At 34.3% G+C, this 19093-nt stretch carries 16 protein-coding genes; 12 read left to right on the forward strand and 4 right to left on the reverse strand.

The window, feature by feature from the left end; translation table 11 throughout:
* Positions 1-3 precede the first annotated feature (3 nt).
* From REB14_RS01260 to REB14_RS01310, 11 genes are all read left to right on the forward strand, one after another.
* Entirely contained in the window at positions 4-909 is a 906-nt protein-coding gene (locus REB14_RS01260; protein WP_309521271.1) for a TIGR01777 family oxidoreductase, read from the forward strand.
* 65 nt (positions 910-974) lie between these two features.
* Complete coding sequence (gene nudK, locus REB14_RS01265; protein WP_079241911.1) at positions 975-1556, forward strand: GDP-mannose pyrophosphatase NudK; 582 nt, start codon at positions 975-977, stop codon at positions 1554-1556.
* Positions 1557-1637: 81 nt separating this feature from the next.
* On the forward strand, positions 1638-2012 hold the full coding sequence (locus REB14_RS01270; RefSeq protein WP_079241912.1) for a hypothetical protein: 375 nt from the start codon (positions 1638-1640) through the stop codon (positions 2010-2012).
* 40 nt (positions 2013-2052) lie between these two features.
* Positions 2053-2511 (forward strand): DUF2750 domain-containing protein, encoded by a 459-nt coding sequence (locus REB14_RS01275; RefSeq protein WP_079241913.1) that lies wholly within the window; start codon positions 2053-2055, stop codon positions 2509-2511.
* Positions 2512-2525: 14 nt separating this feature from the next.
* Positions 2526-3188, forward strand: a complete 663-nt coding sequence (locus REB14_RS01280; RefSeq protein ID WP_079241914.1) for a DUF2306 domain-containing protein — start codon at positions 2526-2528, stop codon at positions 3186-3188.
* A gap of 284 nt (positions 3189-3472) precedes the next feature.
* Positions 3473-3853, forward strand: a complete 381-nt coding sequence (locus REB14_RS01285; protein ID WP_309521272.1) for a VOC family protein — start codon at positions 3473-3475, stop codon at positions 3851-3853.
* Positions 3854-4062: 209 nt separating this feature from the next.
* Positions 4063-4827 (forward strand): hypothetical protein, encoded by a 765-nt coding sequence (locus REB14_RS01290; protein ID WP_309521273.1) that lies wholly within the window; start codon positions 4063-4065, stop codon positions 4825-4827.
* A 184-nt stretch (positions 4828-5011) separates the two neighbouring features.
* Entirely contained in the window at positions 5012-5908 is an 897-nt protein-coding gene (locus tag REB14_RS01295; RefSeq protein WP_309521274.1) for a retropepsin-like aspartic protease, read from the forward strand.
* A 149-nt stretch (positions 5909-6057) separates the two neighbouring features.
* Entirely contained in the window at positions 6058-6504 is a 447-nt protein-coding gene (locus tag REB14_RS01300; protein ID WP_079241917.1) for a KTSC domain-containing protein, read from the forward strand.
* A gap of 176 nt (positions 6505-6680) precedes the next feature.
* The gene (locus tag REB14_RS01305) at positions 6681-8363 is read left to right on the forward strand and encodes an AAA family ATPase (protein ID WP_309521275.1); all 1683 of its coding nucleotides are present in this window, start codon (positions 6681-6683) and stop codon (positions 8361-8363) included.
* 1 nt (position 8364) lies between these two features.
* Positions 8365-9312: a hypothetical protein gene (locus REB14_RS01310; protein WP_309521276.1), complete on the forward strand. Its 948-nt coding sequence runs from the start codon at positions 8365-8367 to the stop codon at positions 9310-9312.
* Positions 9313-9431: 119 nt separating this feature from the next.
* Here REB14_RS01310 and REB14_RS01315 read toward each other — a convergent pair whose 3' ends face one another.
* From REB14_RS01315 to REB14_RS01330, 4 genes are all read right to left on the reverse strand, one after another.
* Entirely contained in the window at positions 9432-12620 is a 3189-nt protein-coding gene (locus REB14_RS01315; RefSeq protein WP_079241918.1) for an efflux RND transporter permease subunit, read from the reverse strand.
* Between the two features lie 7 nt (positions 12621-12627).
* Positions 12628-13689, reverse strand: coding sequence for an efflux RND transporter periplasmic adaptor subunit (locus REB14_RS01320; RefSeq protein ID WP_079241919.1), 1062 nt, complete (start codon positions 13687-13689; stop codon positions 12628-12630).
* Positions 13690-13698: 9 nt separating this feature from the next.
* The gene (locus tag REB14_RS01325; RefSeq protein ID WP_079241920.1) at positions 13699-15051 is read right to left on the reverse strand and encodes a TolC family protein; all 1353 of its coding nucleotides are present in this window, start codon (positions 15049-15051) and stop codon (positions 13699-13701) included.
* A 90-nt stretch (positions 15052-15141) separates the two neighbouring features.
* Complete coding sequence (locus REB14_RS01330; RefSeq protein ID WP_034695556.1) at positions 15142-15735, reverse strand: TetR/AcrR family transcriptional regulator; 594 nt, start codon at positions 15733-15735, stop codon at positions 15142-15144.
* Positions 15736-16025: 290 nt separating this feature from the next.
* On the opposite strand from REB14_RS01330, the gene REB14_RS01335 reads away from it, so the two are divergent.
* Positions 16026-19091 carry a T9SS type B sorting domain-containing protein gene (locus tag REB14_RS01335; protein ID WP_309521277.1) on the forward strand — a complete coding sequence of 1022 codons (3066 nt, stop codon included), beginning with the start codon at positions 16026-16028 and terminating at the stop codon, positions 19089-19091.
* The last annotated feature ends 2 nt before the right edge of the window (positions 19092-19093 follow it).

Consider the following 19093-nt stretch of genomic DNA (forward strand, 5'->3'; position numbering starts at 1 on the left):
ACTATGAAAGAAGTTGTTCTGATCACCGGTGCCAGTGGTATGATTGCCAAAGAACTGGCAAAAAAAATAGGCAAGGAATACGAAATCCGGTTTCTGACCCGAAAAAAAGTGCATGATCATGAATATGAATGGGATATCCAAAAAAAGGCTATAGATGAAACTGCCTTTGACAATGTTTCTCATATCATTCATCTTGCAGGTGCCAATATTTCGGAAAAGCGCTGGACTCCGGAAAGAAAAAGAGAATTGATTTCCAGCCGTGTGGATTCCGCAGAATTGCTTCGAACAACTTTAAGAAAAAACAAAATCAAGCTTAAATCCTTTATTTCAGCCTCAGGAATTAATTTCTACGGTACAGAAACTTCAGAAAAAATTTACACAGAAACTGATCCACCAGGCAACGATTTTCTAAGTGAAGTGGTTGTTTTATGGGAAAGAGCCGCTGATGATTTTAAAGAACAGTATCTGGCGGAAAGAGTTGTGAAAATACGCACTGCTGTAGTGCTTTCTGAAAAAGACGGAGCATTAAAGAAAATGATTCCCACTGTTCAATATTATATCGGATCTCCACTGGGAAGTGGCCAACAATATATGCCATGGGTTCATATTGAAGATATCTGTTCTATATATGAATTTGTTTTAAAAAACCCAGCAATAGATGGCGCTTATAATGCTGTATCTCCACAGCATGCCACCAATAAAGATCTTACAAAAAAGATTGCCCAGGTGCTTGAAAAACCTCTATTTATGCCTAATGTTCCCGGATTTGTGCTAAAACTCTTATTCGGAGAGCTGGCTACTGCAATATTGGAAGGTTCAAGAGCTTCCTCAAAGAAACTTCAGGATGCAGGTTTCCATTTCAAATTCCCGGATCTGGAGAATGCTTTAAAAGACTTATTAAAGAAGTAAATTCAAGAAAAATTAATTAAAAAAATATTTCAACACCTATTTATTATAATACAGAAAATATTCTCATGAAAAACCCGAATATCACCTTATTAAACACAGAAATCCTTTCAGACAACTGGTATACTTTAAACAAAGTCACCTACTCTGTTTTGAAAAAAGACGGAACTACAGAAACTCAGAGCAGAGAAGCCTATGACCGCGGAAACGGCGCAGTAATCCTTCTTTACAATACAGATTCAAACACTGTTATTCTTACCCGCCAATTCCGTTTACCGACTTATATCAACGGAAATTCTACAGGCATGCTCATTGAAGCCTGCGCAGGACTTTTAGATAATGATAATCCGGAAGACTGTATCAAAAGGGAAACTGAGGAAGAAACCGGATATAAAATTTCAAAGGTTGAAAAAATATTTGAAGCCTATATGTCGCCCGGGTCTGTGACGGAAATTCTTTATTTCTTCATTGCAGAGTATTCAAATGAAATGAAAATCAATGACGGAGGCGGATTGGAAGAAGAAGGTGAAAATATCGAAGTTCTGGAATTATCGTTCGAAGAAAGCCTGAAAATGATTGATACCGGAGAAATCAAAGATGCAAAAACCATTATGCTTCTGCAACATTTGAGGATCAAAGGAATCATGTAGAAATCAATGATGATTGATACTTGAAAACTGCATATCTAAATAAAAATATTAACTTATAATTCATATTTAAACTATTAACAGATGATTGAACATGTGAAGCTTGCCATTAATCCCAAATTTCAGGATTGGGTTCTTTTTGAAAATGGCACTTATATTATTTTTGATGATATCAGTATTATCGAAGATATAAAAAAGGAAGCATTACAATTAATGAAAGAATTTGGTCCGGTTTATGCCGGAGGCCCTGCCGGAGATTTCAATGTAATTCATTTAAACCTTACTGAAGGATGGCTGGTTTCCGGGCATGGATATGGTATGTATACGTATGTACATCCTTCCGAACTGGACAGTGATTCTCCAAATGATCTTGAAATAGGACTTTATGGTAGATCTAAAAGAGATTCAGATGGTCAAAATCCCGAAATTATTCATATCAACAAGAGTGAAATTTCATAAGACCTACAATTCATCACTCATAATTTATAATTCAATAAAAATGCTCCAAGATCATATTACGGTAGAGAATCGTCATAAAGACTTTATTAAAAAAATTACTGAGACAGAAACAGTCTATGCTTTAAAAGATGGTAATGGCTATGCTACCTCCTACTCCAACGAGTCAGAATACGAAGACGGTGAAGAGGTACAGATCATTTGCTTCTGGTCTGATGCTGTCATAGCAAAATCATGCATAGAAAACCAGTGGAATCATTATGAGCCCTCTCCTATTCCTCTCAACGAGTTTGTAGAAAACTGGTGTCTGGGAATGAATAGTGACGGATTATTGGTAGGAACTAATTTTGACAGCAATCTGTTTGGCTACGAAGCTGAGCCTTTAGAATTAATCCTTGATATTATTGCAGAGCTCAGATCTTCAGGAAAGTCACTGGAATTGAGAAAGTTTGAAAACATGGAAGATCTTGAAAAACAGATCAGAGAAGTATTGGAAGATTAATCGTTTTATACCATATGAAGTCTTTGGGAATAAAGATCATTAAAGTAAGTGCTTTATTTTTGGTCCTTCTTTTCAGTATTCTGATGCTGAAAACCATTTCCCAGTATACTTCTTTTGAAAAAAATATAGGATTTCTGGCTTTTAAGCAGCAGGTAGTGAATAATCCGTACTGGATGACTTTTTTCTACATTCACATCTTTTCCATAACGCTTTGCCTTCTGGCAGGTCTGACACAGTTTTCAAATCGATTTTTGACTGAAAATAAAGGACTTCATAAGATAATTGGAAAAATATATGTTTATAATATTCTGATCATCAATGTTCCGGCTTGCTTTGTACTGGGACTTTTTTCCAATGGCGGCATTATTGGAATTACAGGATTTCTGATCCAGGATGTCCTTTGGGCTTATTTCACTATTGTAGCCGTACTTTTCATCAAAAAAGGAAATGTGAACAGACACAGGATGCATATGATCTTAAGCTATGCAGTTACCACCACAGCCATTACGTTCAGAATTGTTAAAAATCTGTTTTATAATGAAACCCGTCATGATTATGAACTTTTTTATGGTCTGAATGTCTGGGCAGCCCTTATGATCAATCTTTTTATGGCTTATTTAATTCTCAGAAAAGAATCATTATTACCTGGAAAAATCAACGGTGGAAAAGAAGATTAAAAGACTGATAAATGACACCAGAAAAAATGATGCAATAAATATCAGGGTATTAAAAAATGCTCCATATTGACTATTTCGGGTCCATTTACTGAAAAAACGCATTATCAGATAAGAGATTCCTCCCAAAACAGCAATAATAAAAAGAAGAAAAAAATAATATATCATGGCTTCGTGTTAATGTGTGTAAATCTATTATTTTAAATCTAAAAAAACAATCAATTACAGGACAACAATCGTCTAAATAGCCTTAATTTTGATCTGCATTATTATCTAAAAATTAATGTATGAAAATTAAAAACCTTGACCATCTTGTTTTAACGGTGGCAGATATTGATAAGACTATTAAATTTTACACTCATGTTATGGGATTTGAAGTCGTTACTTTTGGAGAGAACAGAAAAGCACTCATTTTTGGAAATCAAAAGATTAATCTGCATCAGAAAGGATATGAATTTGAACCTAAGGCAAAGACTCCAACCTGTGGTTCTGCTGATCTTTGCTTTATTGCAGAGACAGATGTTCATGAGATAATGAAAGAGCTCAGACAGAAAAATATAGAAATTATTGAGGGAGTTGTAGACAGAACCGGAGCGGTAGGAAAAATCAAATCAGTTTACTTCCGTGATCCGGATTATAATCTTATTGAAGTAAGTAATTATTATTAATGAAAATAACTCTGTATCAGTTTATTGCTATTCATTTTTTAGAATTTAAGGAGCTTGGATTTTTAAAACATAAACCATTCAGTATAAAATTCATATAAAATTTGCAAAAACCATTGAGAAAATCTATTTAATCCTTTATATTTCGAATTTAAAGCCTTAATTTTGCATAGAAATTCAGAAAATTCGGATTCTTTCAACAGGTTATGTACATGAAAAAAATGATGATCGGGCTTGCTTTGGCCTTATCCATTACTATTTGGGGGCAAAAAACTCCTGCAAAAGCAAACAATCTGACCCCTTACAGCTATCAGACTTTTAATTGTGACAATAAAGGGTATTTTGACCCGGCTAAATATAACAAGGAAGAAATAGACGGGGTAAATAAACTTTTGTATCAGTTCAATGGTGTTGTATTTGACACCCAACCTGTTTTTAAAATTACCCAGCTTGACGAGATCCGCAAAAACAGAGAAACTTATTTACAGGAACTGGAAAAGCAGTATGAGGAAAAGAAAAAGGAATTGTACAGCCTTAAAGTCATTGATCTTCCCCAATGGAAAAAATTAATGGAAGAAACCATTGATTCTTTTGAAAATGAATACCAACTTAACAAAGAAGAAATCCTAGCCTATTCTGATCCTTCCACGCTGAGAAACAGTAAATATTATAATACCTGCAGAGAACAGATTGATGCTATATCTTCTCCTGACAGAGAAAAGATGTTTGCAGCCTGGAGAGCGTATACTGAACTTAAAAGCAAAAATAATGCTGACCCGAAAGGCGTAATGGCAAGGTTTGATGCCAAAATGAACGACCCCCAAAAAGAAGATTATGCATTAATTGATATGATCGGTCTTGGTTTTCACAACTGTGCCAACAGCAGTTTCAGACAAAAGCGTAATAATGAAGAGACAACTTATAAGGATTTTGATAAGATTTTCACCAAGTTAAAAAGAACTTGTGATCAGCCATAAACTTATTAAAAAGATTGAAAGATTGAATCATTAAAAAATAGAATAGCAGCACTCAGATTGGGTTCTGTTTTTTATTGGTTAAGTCTGCAGAGAACGGTTAAGGAACGGTTAAAAGTGGGTTAATGGCCTGTTATTTCTTTGTAAAAGCCGTCATTACCTCTATTTTCGTCTTTAAAACTACTCCATGAAGCCAATTGTTATTCTCCTGACCTTGGTATTGTGTCTAACAGTATCTGCTCAAAAAACACCTACTATTCTTCCCTTTTCCCTGGAAAACAATTCCGTCTATGTGTATTGCCAAGTAAACAAAACCGACAGTATTAAGTTCCTGTTTGACACAGGTGCCGATGGCTCTGTGATTAATAGCAATTCAAGGAAAAAGATCCCAATGAAAATTGATGGAAAGTCTGAAAACAGAGGTTCTAATGGAGTGAATACTGTAGATTACAGCAGCCACAACACAATACAGTTTGGAAATTTTGAGAAAAAGGAAATACAATTTACTCTTATTCCTTATGAATCTACCCATTTTGATGGGGTCTTCGGAACGGATATAATGAAGAGCAAACTCATTGAAATAAATTATCATAGAAATGAAATCCGGTTTTATGAAGAAGATGACCTGTCTGTGGATTTAACAGGATATGAAAAGGTAAAACTCCATATGATCGACAATTACCCTGCCGTAGAAAGCAGTATCCTTGTGAATGATAAAGAATATTCAGGATTCTTTGGGCTCGACAGCGGAGCGGATGATGTGCTTACGATTGCTTCTCCTTTTGCAAAAAAGAATGTTCTGGTAACAACCATGAAAACAATAGGTAAAGCCACAGCACAAGGTTCTGACGGATCTGTGTATGAAATGCCTGTTGTTATTTGTCCGACTGTTAAATTCGCTCAGAAATATCTTTATAATCTTCCGATTACACTTTCGGGTTCTACAGAGGGAATTGATTCCACAGAAAAAATGGCGGGATTTTTTGGTAATCAGTTTTTAAAAAGGTTCAATACAGTGATTGATTTTAAGAATGGATTTATTTATTTTAAACTGAATAAAAATTTGTATTCTGCGTTTAATTAGCTGTAAAAGTTAATTTTACGCTCTGTACTTACCTCTATCCATTATAAATTTCCAACTTCAAAAATGTTCAAATAAATTAATAATGAATAAGTTATGATTTTATGGATTTAATTTCTTAATTTTGCACCCCGAAAATAAGGATTAGAGATATGAAAAAAATTGGTGAGCACAGAACACTTCTTGGAGTTGATAAAAACGTTACTTTAAGAGAATTAAAGACGATTTACAGGAATGTAATGAAAGATACCCATCCTGATAAATTCATTAATGATGAAGCAGGAAAGCAGGAAGCAGAAGAAAAAAGTAAATCTGTGATTGAGGCATACCACTTTTTGGTAAGTATTAATCCTGAAACACAGGAAAAGTACAAAGAAGAATATACTGAAACCATTACAAAATCGAATATTCAGGATTTTTATCTGGAGAAATCAATTTTAACGGTTCAGCACTTAAACGGAAATATGTATGAGTATATGGGAGTTCCTAAAAACACTTACATTAAAATGATCAACGCTGATTCACCAAGCCGTTTTGCAAGAAGACATATCTACGGAAACTTCGTTTACAGAAAGTCCGGAGAGGCTATGGCAGATTAATTTTTTCTACTACAATATAGAAGAGCTTCCAGTTTTACTGGGAGCTTTTTTTGTTCCATGAAAATATATTCTATTTAAAGATTTATATTTTTTTGGTTGGTTACGGATTCCCGTAAGGGTTTTTTTTAAAAAAAATATACATTAGTTAAAATTACATAATAAATTAAACTAATGTCATGATAGAAAATTTATCCTTAACCAATTATAAGGCATTTGAAAAAGAAAATTTAGATATCAAACCAATAACAATTTTACTTGGAACAAATAGTTCAGGAAAAAGCAGTATTATTCAATTTTTATTAATGTTAAAGCAAACTATTAATAATGTTAATGACTATGAGTCTGCTTTGAAACTTAATGGAAAATTTGTCAACCTTGGCGAGGTTGAAAATATATTCAGAAATAAAAATACTAATAAAAATCTGCGTTTTTCATTACAATTTAATATTTCACAAAAGAATCATTTTTTTACGGAATTTAATTTTTTGAAACGTTCTATGGAAAATGATATTATTGATCTTCATTATCGCCTAACCCAATTAGATGAAAGATTTAATAGTATTACTAATCAAAGACACTTTTTTTCAACTAAGAATTTCAAAGATATTGACACAAGTAATATTTTCCTTGTAATTAAAGATGTAAAAAGACTTAAAAAAAAATATTTAAAAGAAGATTTAGATATTTTTTTTAAAAACTATAAACTGTCAAATAAAACATTTTCTAAAAATATTCGATTTCAAAAAGAAGAAATCAAAGAATTATTAATTAGCAAAAATATTAACGAAATTGAAGATTCGTATTTCTTTATTGATCAAGTTTCAAATAAAATTTCAGGAGAAATAAATATAGAATATGAAATTAGACGTAATAAAAAAAACGATTTATTGGAAGTTGTTGAGTTATGCTGGAAAAATAGTTCTCAAATACTATTGAAATTTAGTATAAAATACAACAAAGGACACAAAAAATACATCCTTGAAAGTGATTTAATTGAAAGTAAAATTTTAGAAAAATATAGAGTTGAGTTTGGGAAAAGTATAAAATTTGAAAAACTATCAATAATACCTTCAGCAGACACTCCAATAAATCAATTATTTAGAAGAAAGCTCTATAATAAAAATTATTTTTGCAATAACACATTTAATATTTTTTCATTATTAAATAGGATCTTATCTAGTAATTTTAGTATCGATAAAATAAATTATATAAGTCCACTTAGAGCTTTTCCAAAAAGATATTATTTTCTAGATGAATCCAACATTTCCAATTCATTAGACTCCATTGATGGTGATAGTATAACCGAAACACTAAAAAAGCATTCAAGTCTAATTTCAAAAGTTAATTTATGGTTCGAAAAATTTGGTTTATCTGTAGGTGTCGAAGATGTTAAAGAAGTAATACATAGATTAAAAATTAACCAAAATGGACTTAGTTTGGATATAACTGATGTCGGTTTTGGTATATCTCAAGTACTACCGATTATTGTACAAGGCTTTTTATCAAAACCAGATTCACTAACAATCATTGAACAACCTGAAATACATCTTCATCCAATGATGCAATCAGAACTTGCAGACTTATTCATCGACATTGTTGCTGATAAATCACAATCAAAAAAATTATTAATAGAAACTCATAGTGAATCTCTATTGAAAAGATTAAGAAGAAGAATAGCTGAAGGTAAAATTAATAATAATGATGTAGCAATTTATTTTATCCAAGGTAGTAAGAAAAAAACAACAAGTGCAAGAATACAAAAATTGGAAGTCAGTAGTAGAGGTTCTTTTGATTGGCCAATTGAATTCTATTCAACAGATTTAGAAGATACTACAGAATTTTTAAAACATCAAATTTAATATGCAAGAATATACAGTTTGTCCCAAATTATTAGAATATTCATGTATAAACAAAAAAAGCATTCTTGATTTATTATTTGTTTTTGTACCAGAAAATTCAAAAAAGATTTGTATTGATAATGATGAGGAAATTATTGAAATTTATAAAGGAATTATTGAAAAAGATAAAGATTTATCCGACTGGTTTAGATTTTTAAATATGCGTAAGGAATCTTCTTTTTTTAAAGTTCCATTGAAAAATAAAACGAAAAACTTAATATTAAATATATGTTCAAGCTCTCTATCAAAAAATTTAATTTCAGATGCGATTATAAATTATAGTGACGAGTTTGATTTTCTTAATAAAGAAAATATAAAAGTATTAGATTTTAATGAAGCTAAAATAATTCTTAATTATGGGAATTCAACATTTCCGAGTGTTGACCTGTCAAAATTTAATCCTGTAACAAAAGATAATATTTTAGAATTAATCGTTGAGATTTGTAAAAATTTCAAGGAATTAATTGAATCAAATGGCTTATATAAATTATTATATGAAATTAATGGGAAAAGAGTTGAAGAAAAAAAAGCACAACTTTTATTTTACGCCGTCGCTTTTACTTATTGCTCTGCTAATAATTTAAAACTATCTCCAGAAGTAAACTCAGGAAATGGTCCTGTGGATTTTAATATTTCACAGGGATTAAAAATTAATGTAAATGTTGAAATAAAATTTGCTGATAACCCGAAATTAGAAAATGGCTTTTTATACCAATTAACAACTTATGATAAAGCTGAAAAAACTGACAAAAGCATTTATTTAATATTAAAAAATAACAATAAATTCGATGATGAAATTGATAAATTAAAAAAAATAGCTGATAAGTGTAAATCAAACAATGAATATTCTCCCATTGTTTTTGAAATAGACTACAGAAAAAGGCCTTCAGCAAGTAATCGAACTGAATAATAATAATAATAATAATAATAATAATAATAATAATAATAATAATAATAATAATAATAATAATATCAACAAAAAAGCGCCTCAGAAAATCTGAGGCGCTTTCGGTTAATTAAAGGTTTAATTTATTTATCTAAATGCTTCGGAGTAAATCCGTCTTCATTCAGTTCTCTGTGTACATAATCTGCTTTCATTTCAGCTTCGTAATCTACTTTAGTATCTTTACCCATTCTTCTTAGAACAGAATCAAATAAAGAGTATACTACCGGTACAATGATCAATGTAAGGAATAGTGATGATGTTAAACCACCGATTACTACCCATGCAAGACCTTTGTTCATCTCAGCTCCGGCACCTGTTGCCAATGCGATCGGTAACATACCGAAGATCATCGCAATGGTGGTCATCAGGATCGGACGAAGACGTGCGTGGTTGGCTTGTACCAAGGCATCGTGAGTATTGGCACCTGCTGCCTTTCTCGCATTCGTAAAGTCAACGATAAGGATCGCATTCTTCGCTACCAGACCAATCAACATGATCATCCCTAACATCGTGAAGATGTTCAACGAGTTAGCCGTTAAGGCAAGGATTACCATTACCCCGATCATCGCTAACGGGATTGAGAACAATACCACGAAAGGATATACGAAACTGTCATATAGTGAAACCATTACCAGGTATACCAATACGATAGCTGCCAATAATGCAATTCCTAACGTACCGAAACCTTCCTGTTGGTTTTCCATATCTCCACTCCAGATGTAATCTACCCCCACAGGTTTTTTGGTGCTGTTCATGAACTGATTTGCCCATTCATTAGCTACGTCCCCTACTGGTCTACCTACAGCTTTAGCTCTTACTTTTACAGATGGAGATTTATCTCTACGTTCAAGCAAACTTGGTCCTGAACCCATTTTCACATCCGCAAACTGGCTTAAACGAACCTGCTGTCCCTGAGGGTTTGTAAACATAAGGTTTTTAACGTCATCAATAGACTGTCTGTTCACATCTCCGAAACGGATATTGATGTCATATTCATATTCCCCGGCTCTGAACTTTCCGTCAGTATTTCCGTTGAATGCCGTCTGCATTGTCTGTCCTACACTTGAAAGGTTTAAACCTAAAGCAGACATTTTATCTCTGTCAATACTTACCTGAACTTCCGGGCTACCTGTATCGGTTGACAATTCTGCATCTACTGCTCCGGGAACTTTTTTCAATAGTTCAAGGATTCTTGTAGCTTCTTTTACTGCTGTAGCGTTATCCGGAGCGGTTACCACCATTTCAATAGGAGCATTTTCAGCACCCATGATACCGATTGGAGCGGTTTTAAATTCAACTCCTGTGAATTTCTCCTCTAACTGTCTTTTAATTTTTGCAGCTTTGATATTGGTACTTTCAGAACGTTCAGACTTATCTGTTAAGTTTACCTGAACCTCAGACTGATATGTTGTTGCCTGAGCACCACCAAAACCTGTAGACTGCTGTCCAACTGTTGTAATAAGATCTACAACATCTTTATCATTTCTTAAAAACTTCTCAACGTCTAATGTTAATTGGTTTGTTTTTTCAACGGTTGCATCTTTTGACAATTCCATTTGTACTAAGAACTGACCACGGTCGATTGGCGGGAAGAACTCACCTCCAATGAATCCGAATGCTACCAGCATGAATGAACTGATTAAGACAATGAATGTAATTACTACTGTTGAAATTCTTCTTAATGTTGTTTTCAGACACCATTCAAGGATTCCTGTGATCCAGTGTGTGAATTTGTCAATTAATCCTTCAAACCAAAGGATGAATTTCTCAAACCAGTTTTTACCTGTTAAATGTTCCAGTTTACCGAATCTTGATGATAACCAAGGAATGATGGTAAATGAAGCCAATAAGGATAACAAGGTGGCAATAACTACCGTGACGCAGAACTGTGCCAGGATGTTGGCTACAAGACCTGAACTCATTGCAATCGGTAAGAATACCACCACAATTACCAGGGTAATCGCAGCAACGGTAAATCCAATTTCTGAAGCTCCGTCATAAGCCGCTCTGATCTTACTTTTACCCATCTCCATGTGACGGTAAATGTTTTCCAGTACTACAATTGCGTCATCCACCAGGATCCCTACCACGAGTGAAAGTCCCAGTAAACTCATTAAGTTCAAAGTATATCCCATAAGGTTCATTCCGATGAACGCTGCCACCAATGAAGCCGGGATAGAAACCATTACGATGAATGCGTTTCTGATACTGTGAAGGAATAATAACATCACAATGGCCACGAGGATAATCGCTAAAAATAAGTCGAAAATAACGTGGTTGGCGGATTCAAGGGTAAATTCTGTAGTATCGTTTACGATTTTTACTTTTACTCCCTGAACTTTATAAGCTTCTTCTACTGTTTTAATTGTTTTCTGAACACTTTCAGATACCGCTACGGCATTCGCATCAGATTGTTTTTTAACCTGCATTAAAATGGTAGGAAACTGGTTGAATCTCGCTACTTTTTCAACATCCTTCTGAGAGTCGAAAACGGTTGCAATATCAGATAAACGTACTTGTGCTCCATTTTTGTTAGAAACAACAAGGTTATTCATTTCCTCTGTAGATTTATACTTTCCTGAAAGTCTGATCGTAGATTTTGTAGTTCTCGTTTTCAAACTTCCTGTAGGGAAGTCAAGGTTTGATGAAAGAATTGCCTGTTGTACGTCTCCGATTGAAAGTCCGTACCCCTGTAATTTTTTTTCATCAAGATTCACCTGGATTTCTCTCTCCTGTCCACCTACAAGGTCAACCTGAGCCACACCGTTTACACGGGAGAAAATAGGTTCAATCTTTTTATCCAATAAGTCATAAAGATCTTTACTGTTCAGTTTATCCGATGAAATACTCATCGTGATAATAGGTAAGTCATCTAAGGAGAATTTATTCAAAGACGGTGCTTTTACATCCTCCGGAAGATCTGCCAGAATCGCATTTACCTTTCTCTGGGCATCATTCAAGGCGTAGTCTACATCGGCACCATCGTTCAGCTGAACCATGATTACGGATAAACTCTCGTATGAAGAAGATTCTACTTTTTTAACGTTTTCCAAAGACCCTACGGCATCTTCAATCTTTCGGGTCACGGAGGTTTCCACCTCTGCAGGTGAAGCTCCCGGATAAACCGTAGAAATGGTTACCATGTTGGTTTCAAACTTTGGAATCAATTCGTATCCCATGAGCGTATAACTCAGGATACCTCCCAACGTCAGAATTGTAAATAATACAATTACCAGCGAGGGTCTTTTAATCGATATTTCTGCTAACTTCATAGATCTACTACTTTATAATGTTCACTTTAGATCCGTTATCCAGATTGATCTGTCCGCTGGTTACCACCTGCTCTCCTCCATTCAATCCGCTTAACACCTGAACTTTATCTCCGTAAACTTTTCCAATGGTTACTTTGATCAATTTAGCAACTCCATTCTGAACAACGAATAATTGTCCTGAGCTTACTCCATTTACAAACGCTTCTGCAGGAACTGTCAGCATATTCTGAGTCTCGGCACCGTTGTTTGTACTGAATTTAGCAGTTGCGTACATACCTGCTTTCAGGTTTCCTCTGTTTTGTACTTCAATTTCTACAGGGAAATTCAGAGAAGCATCACTTTTAGGAGCGATGAAAGTAATTCTACCTACGAAAGAATCTTCAGGTAAAACATTTACTTTAATCGGAACTTCCTGACCTAACTGGATTTTTCCGATCTGGCTTTCATCTACTAAAACAGAAAGTTTAAGGCTGTTGATATTTACGATTTCAAACATGGACGTTCCAGGAGAAACTACTGTTCCCGGTTCAACCATTTTCTTGTTGATTGTTCCGCTGATTCCCGCACGGATGCTTGTGTCATTTACTTTTACGCTTTGTGCTCTAACTGCAGCCTGCATATTTTTCAGCTGTAATCTTGAGTTATCAAGCTGTTGCTTTGTAACTCCGCCTGTTTTGTAAGCGTTTTCATAGCGTTGGTTATCCATAATAGCATTCTGAAGATTATTCTGAGCCTGGGTAACATCAACTTCAATAGCATCTCTTTTAATTGTTGCTAAAACCTGACCAGCTCCAACTCTTGAACCTTCTTTTACCAAAACACTTACGATACGTCCTGAGATTTCAGAAGACTGGTTCATTTCCTGCTTAGGAATGAAAGTTCCGTTGGCTGAATAGTCTGTATCAATATTTTCTCTTGTAACCGTTACAATATTGACATTGATTTTATCTACCTGCTTGGCAACTTCTTTTACTTCCTGCGTCTGCTTTTCTTTGTTACCAGCAATCTTATACGCGGCTAACCCTACCAGTACAGCTGCTACGATGATATATATTAAAGTTTTTTTCATTTTAGTTTATTATAAGTTTTGTAGTGTGTTTAGTTCACCCTTAGCTTTTATCAGTTTAATCTCTGCCTGTTTGTAATCTAATAGTGCATTAGAATAGTTCTGTTTTGCTTGTGTCAAAGCATTTTCAGAATCCAGTACTTCTGTAAGGGTAGCCAGGCCATACTGATAGTTAGACTGAGTATTTTTCTGAACTCTTTCTGCCAATCCTACATTATCTTTCATGCTTTCGATATTAATCAATGCATTTTCCATATTGGTAACTGCATTTTTATAATCTAAACTTAAGCTCAACTGAGTATTTTCAATATCAACATCAAGATCCTGAATATCGATTTCTGCCTGGTTGATCTTTGCTTTTGTAGCTCCTCCAGTGAAAATAGGAATATTTACATTCAAACCAATGGCTGAATAATCACTCCAAAGAACGCCTCTGCTAAGACCATTTGTCAACGGGAATTTTGCACCGTTTGCTCCCCATCCATAGTTCGCTGTAAGATTTACTGATGGATAAAGATAAGCTTCAGTCGCTTTTTTATTGAAAACCAAAAGTTCCCTATTTTTGTTTAAAACTTTAAGCTCTGTACGATCATTAAGATTTACGTTGCTCGCAATCAGCTCAGGCTTTGGTTCGATTTCTTTTTCTTCAAGTTCGATGTCTGTAGAAATCGGGATTCCCATATAAAACTTCAGGGCATTTTTTGAAAGTTCAACAGAGTTGATTAAGGTCTGTTTATTAGAACCAATATTGGTAAGCTGAACATTTGTTCGGTCTAAATCGATTGATTTTGCCAAACCATTATCAACCAGACTTTTAATCACATTTCTTACTTTTTCAGTGTTGGCATAGCTTGCAGTTACCGTTTTAAGATTTTCCTCCTGTACAAACACCTGATAATAAGCTGTTGCTACATTTTCAATAATCTGTTCATTGGTTAACTGAGCATTCAGTACATAAAATTCTCTTGTTGATTTTGCAGCTTTCAATCCTGTAAATACTCTTTGATCAAAAATCGCCTGTTGAAGTTGTACAGAAGCTGTTGAACCCCAAGGCTGACCAAATTGAGCTCTGATTTTCTCTCCTCCAAATTCCAGTAAAGATTCCTGAATAATCGGATTATAGGTTAAACCTGCCGTTGCAGTCACCTGCGGAAGGGCACCAGCTCTGGCTTCATCAATTTTAAATTCGGCTTTTTTGACCTGTAAAGCAGCCTTTTTAGCTTCTGCTTTATTTTGAAGTGCCTGCTTTATTGCTTCCTGCAGGGAAACCTGCTGCTGGGCAGACATCAGTGTAGAGCCGAAAATCATAAATGCTGAAGCTATCCCAATTTTTAGCTTTGTAGCAGTTATACGTTTTCTATTCATAATTTTATACTTCGTTTATTTTTTATTTAATTTTCAGTCATTATTTATTTCTATTTGACGAATCATTTTCAGAAATACTTTAGTTTTTTTTTAGTTTTTGAACAACATATTGATAATAATCTCTTTTCTTTCAGAAATAATCTTATCATATTCTTCATCATTAATTAAAAGATTTTCCATAAATAATGGTCTTATTGCACTTGGGAATACCAATAGCGCAACCATATTCAGAATAAACTGAACAGGTGCCATTTTCTCAATATTTCCCAATTCCATTTCCTTTTCAATATCCTTGTACATATCGTTCAGGATATCTTCTTCAATTTCTCTCTGATGGCAGGTTCCTTTATTGATCTGGGATACGATATACGTTTCCAGATATGGATACTGAAGACTTGTAGAAAGACTGCTTTCTATGAATTGGCTGATCTTCTCTTTAAAAGGCAGATCAGAATTCTGAATGATCTTCGATTTTTCCTGTTCTACTCTTTGTGCTTCATCAAAGATGATCTGGATAAGCTTATCCCTTGAACGGAAATAGTAATTAATAAGGGTTCTGTTCACTCCAGCTTCATCTGCAATCTCCTGCGTAGTAGCATCAAATTTTCCTTTCACAAAGAATAAATTCTTCGCTGTCTCTTTGATCAATTCCTGTGTTTGGTCTTTTTTTGCTTGATTTGACATTTTTGTTAAACAAATTTGTGCAAATTTATAGTAAAAAATATTTTTGACAAAATTGTTAAACAAAAAAATTAAACAAAATTGTCATGATATCCATCATATTTGTTCACAAAAGTTTGTTATTACTTACTGTTTAATGAGAAGTCTATTTTTATATCTTTGCCGCAAAAATTAATAACCCAATGCGAAAACTTCTCTTGCTATTCGTTCTATTGATAGCAACTCTGTGTTATTCACAATGTAATAACTGTGCAAAAAATTTTGGGGGCTGGATTGAGGATAATATGGTAGGCATGAAAAAAACAAATGATGGTTTTTTATATGTTTATCAGGCTGACCAGTCTTATACGTATGCCAAAATGCTCAAATATGATTTTAACTGTAATCTGATTTGGGAAAAATATGATGTAATACAGGCTTTAACAGTAGACAATGCCGGGAATATCTATACGCTTGGAACGTCTGGTTATTATATGAACTATGTCAACAAATTAAAAAAATACAGTGCAGACGGTACTTTAATTTGGGAGAAACAATTCACTGGAGAGATTGGAAGACTGGCAAAAAACATATTTGTTCATCAGAATGATGTTATTGTAACAGGTGTTTTCAGTTATACACTGGATTTTTTCAATCAGGTTTCATTAACCAATAACAGCGGTCTTACGCAGCCTTATCGCAGAGGATTTCTAGCCAAATTTGATACCAATGGAAATTTCTACAATGCGATCCAGCTAGGTCAGGATATGGAATTTTTTAAAGACTCTGAAATGGATAATGCCGGTAACATTTATATATCAAAAGTTCATGCGAATTTTGCATATAGTAAGATTGAAAAATTTGATCATAACCTACAGTTGATCCTTTCTAAAGAGATCTCCAACAATACGGGAGTTTACTGGGCATATTGCCCCACAAATCTTCATTATAACAAAATTAATGATAAGATGTATGTTTATGGAACTTTTGCTATTTCAACAAAAGTAGACAACACTTCATTTTCTACAGGCAGTACCAGTAATGGAGTACAGCAAAGTATTATTACCGAGTTTGATATTAATAATTTAAATCTACTCCGGTATTTAAAGTTTTACAACAACAGTTTCTTACAAATCCCTCAGGAATCCAATAATAATACAAGAACTTTAAATAATGCCTATTTTGCTGAAACCAATGATTACCTATACACCTTTGGAACCTTTTCAAAAACGATGACACTGGGCAATACTACGATTACCAGTTCTAATACCAATAACATTTATTATGGTGAAGATTTGGTTTTCTTTAAAATTAATTTAATCAATTTTGAAGCTGAATATCTGTTCAAATCTGATGCCCCGCAAAATACTCCTTATCAAAACTTAAATGCAGCAAACGAAATCTTCATCAATAATGATAATGTCTATCTTTCATCAAACTTTAGAAATATACCGATCATACTGAACGGAACAACAATTAATAATAACAGTGGAAATGGTGCTGAGGATGTGCTACTGTATAAATATAGTACAACCAACTCTTCTAATACACTCTCATCAAACTCTCCTGTTTGTACTAACTCTACTCTTCAACTTAATGCCTCTGGCGGAACAAACTATAGCTGGACAGGCCCAAATGGTTTTACATCAAACCAGCAGAACCCAACCATACCTAATGCGACAACAACTCAGGCAGGAACTTATACTTGTCAGGTTTCAGGAGGAACTTGCAGTGGAACATTTACCATAAATGTTATTGTAGGTGATCATATTGCCCCTGTTCCGAATATTCCTGCTCTGGCAGACATTACCGGAGATTGTCATACAACGGTTACTACTATTCCTACTGCTACCGATAATTGTGCTGGCTCAATTACTGCAACAACAACAGACCCTTTATCTTATTCAATCCCTGGAAACTATATCATCCACTGGACTTATAACGACGGAAATGGTAATACAACAACTCAGAATCAAAACGTAATTGTATCATCTCCTGCTCTTCCGACAACAGCAAACGCTCAGCAAACGTTCTGTGCTACCAATAATCCTAAGATTTCCGATATTCAGATCACAGGACAAAACATCAAATGGTACGATGCAGCAGGAAATATTTTAGCTGCAACAACTGCTCTTGTCAATGGACAAAATTATTATGCGTCTCAGACTATTAACGGATGTGAGAGTAATAAATCAGCTATCCAGGTAACGGTAAATAATACGCCTAAACCAACAGGAAATGTAGATCAGGATTTCTGTGCTTCTGCAAATCCTACAATAGAAAAGATCGTTGTAACAGGAACATCCCTAAAATTCTATAATACAGCAGGAAATATAATTCCGGTGACAGCTCCTCTTGTAAGCGGACAAACGTACTTTGTAACCCAGACAATAAACAACTGTGAATCTGAAAAACTGGCAATTACAGTAACTTTATCTACCGATAATGTGCCCGCAAAAGACATTACGCAGGTACAGTGTAATACAACTACTGCTAATTCAATGGTTGTTAACCTTCACTCATATGAAGCAAGTATTATTAATAATCCAGGGAATTATATTTTCACTTATACTGACACTTCAGGAAACCCTATTTCTAATCCTTCAGCTTATATTTTGAATGTCGGGACAACCCTTATCCACGTAAGGGTTTCAACTCCGGACGGATGTTTTAAGGTGGTAAGATTAAACCTTACGCTTAATCCAAAACCTATTGTTCTGCTTCCTGATATGCTTGATTTCTGTGAAGGGAAATCAGTTGTTTTAGATCCGGGTCCGGGATTTAAGTCTTATGAATGGAATACCGGAGCAACCACTCAAGCTATTACAGTATCTACTCCGGGAACATATACTGTGAAAGTAATCAACGTTTTCGGATGTGAAAGTACAAGCTCTACTCAGGTGAGTTATTCTGTTTTGGCTCATATTGTTTCTGTGAATATTACAAACAATACAGCAACAGTGATTCTTTCTCAGAGCGGAAATTATGAGTTTTCTTTAGATAATTTCACATGGCAGGATTCTAATATATTCACTAATTTAAAGATGGGAGAATATACTGTGTATGTGAGAACAAAATCCGGATGTATTATCGGGCAGAAGAACTTCTCAATATTCAATATTCCAAATGCTATCAGCCCCAACGGTGATGGCATCAATGATACATGGAGAATCGCAGGGCTGGAAAATTATCCGGGAACAGAGGTAAGCTTATATGACAGAAGAGGCGCTGTGATCTACAAAGAGATTATTAAAAAGAATCCTTTTCAATGGGATGGAAAGTATGAATCTCATGCCATCTCCACCGGAAATTACTGGTACACGATCAAAGTTTCTGATGGAAGAATCTACAACGGATGGCTTCTGATTAAGAACAGATAGTA

Source organism: Chryseobacterium metallicongregator, assembly GCF_031324065.1.
Classification (GTDB): domain Bacteria; phylum Bacteroidota; class Bacteroidia; order Flavobacteriales; family Weeksellaceae; genus Chryseobacterium; species Chryseobacterium metallicongregator.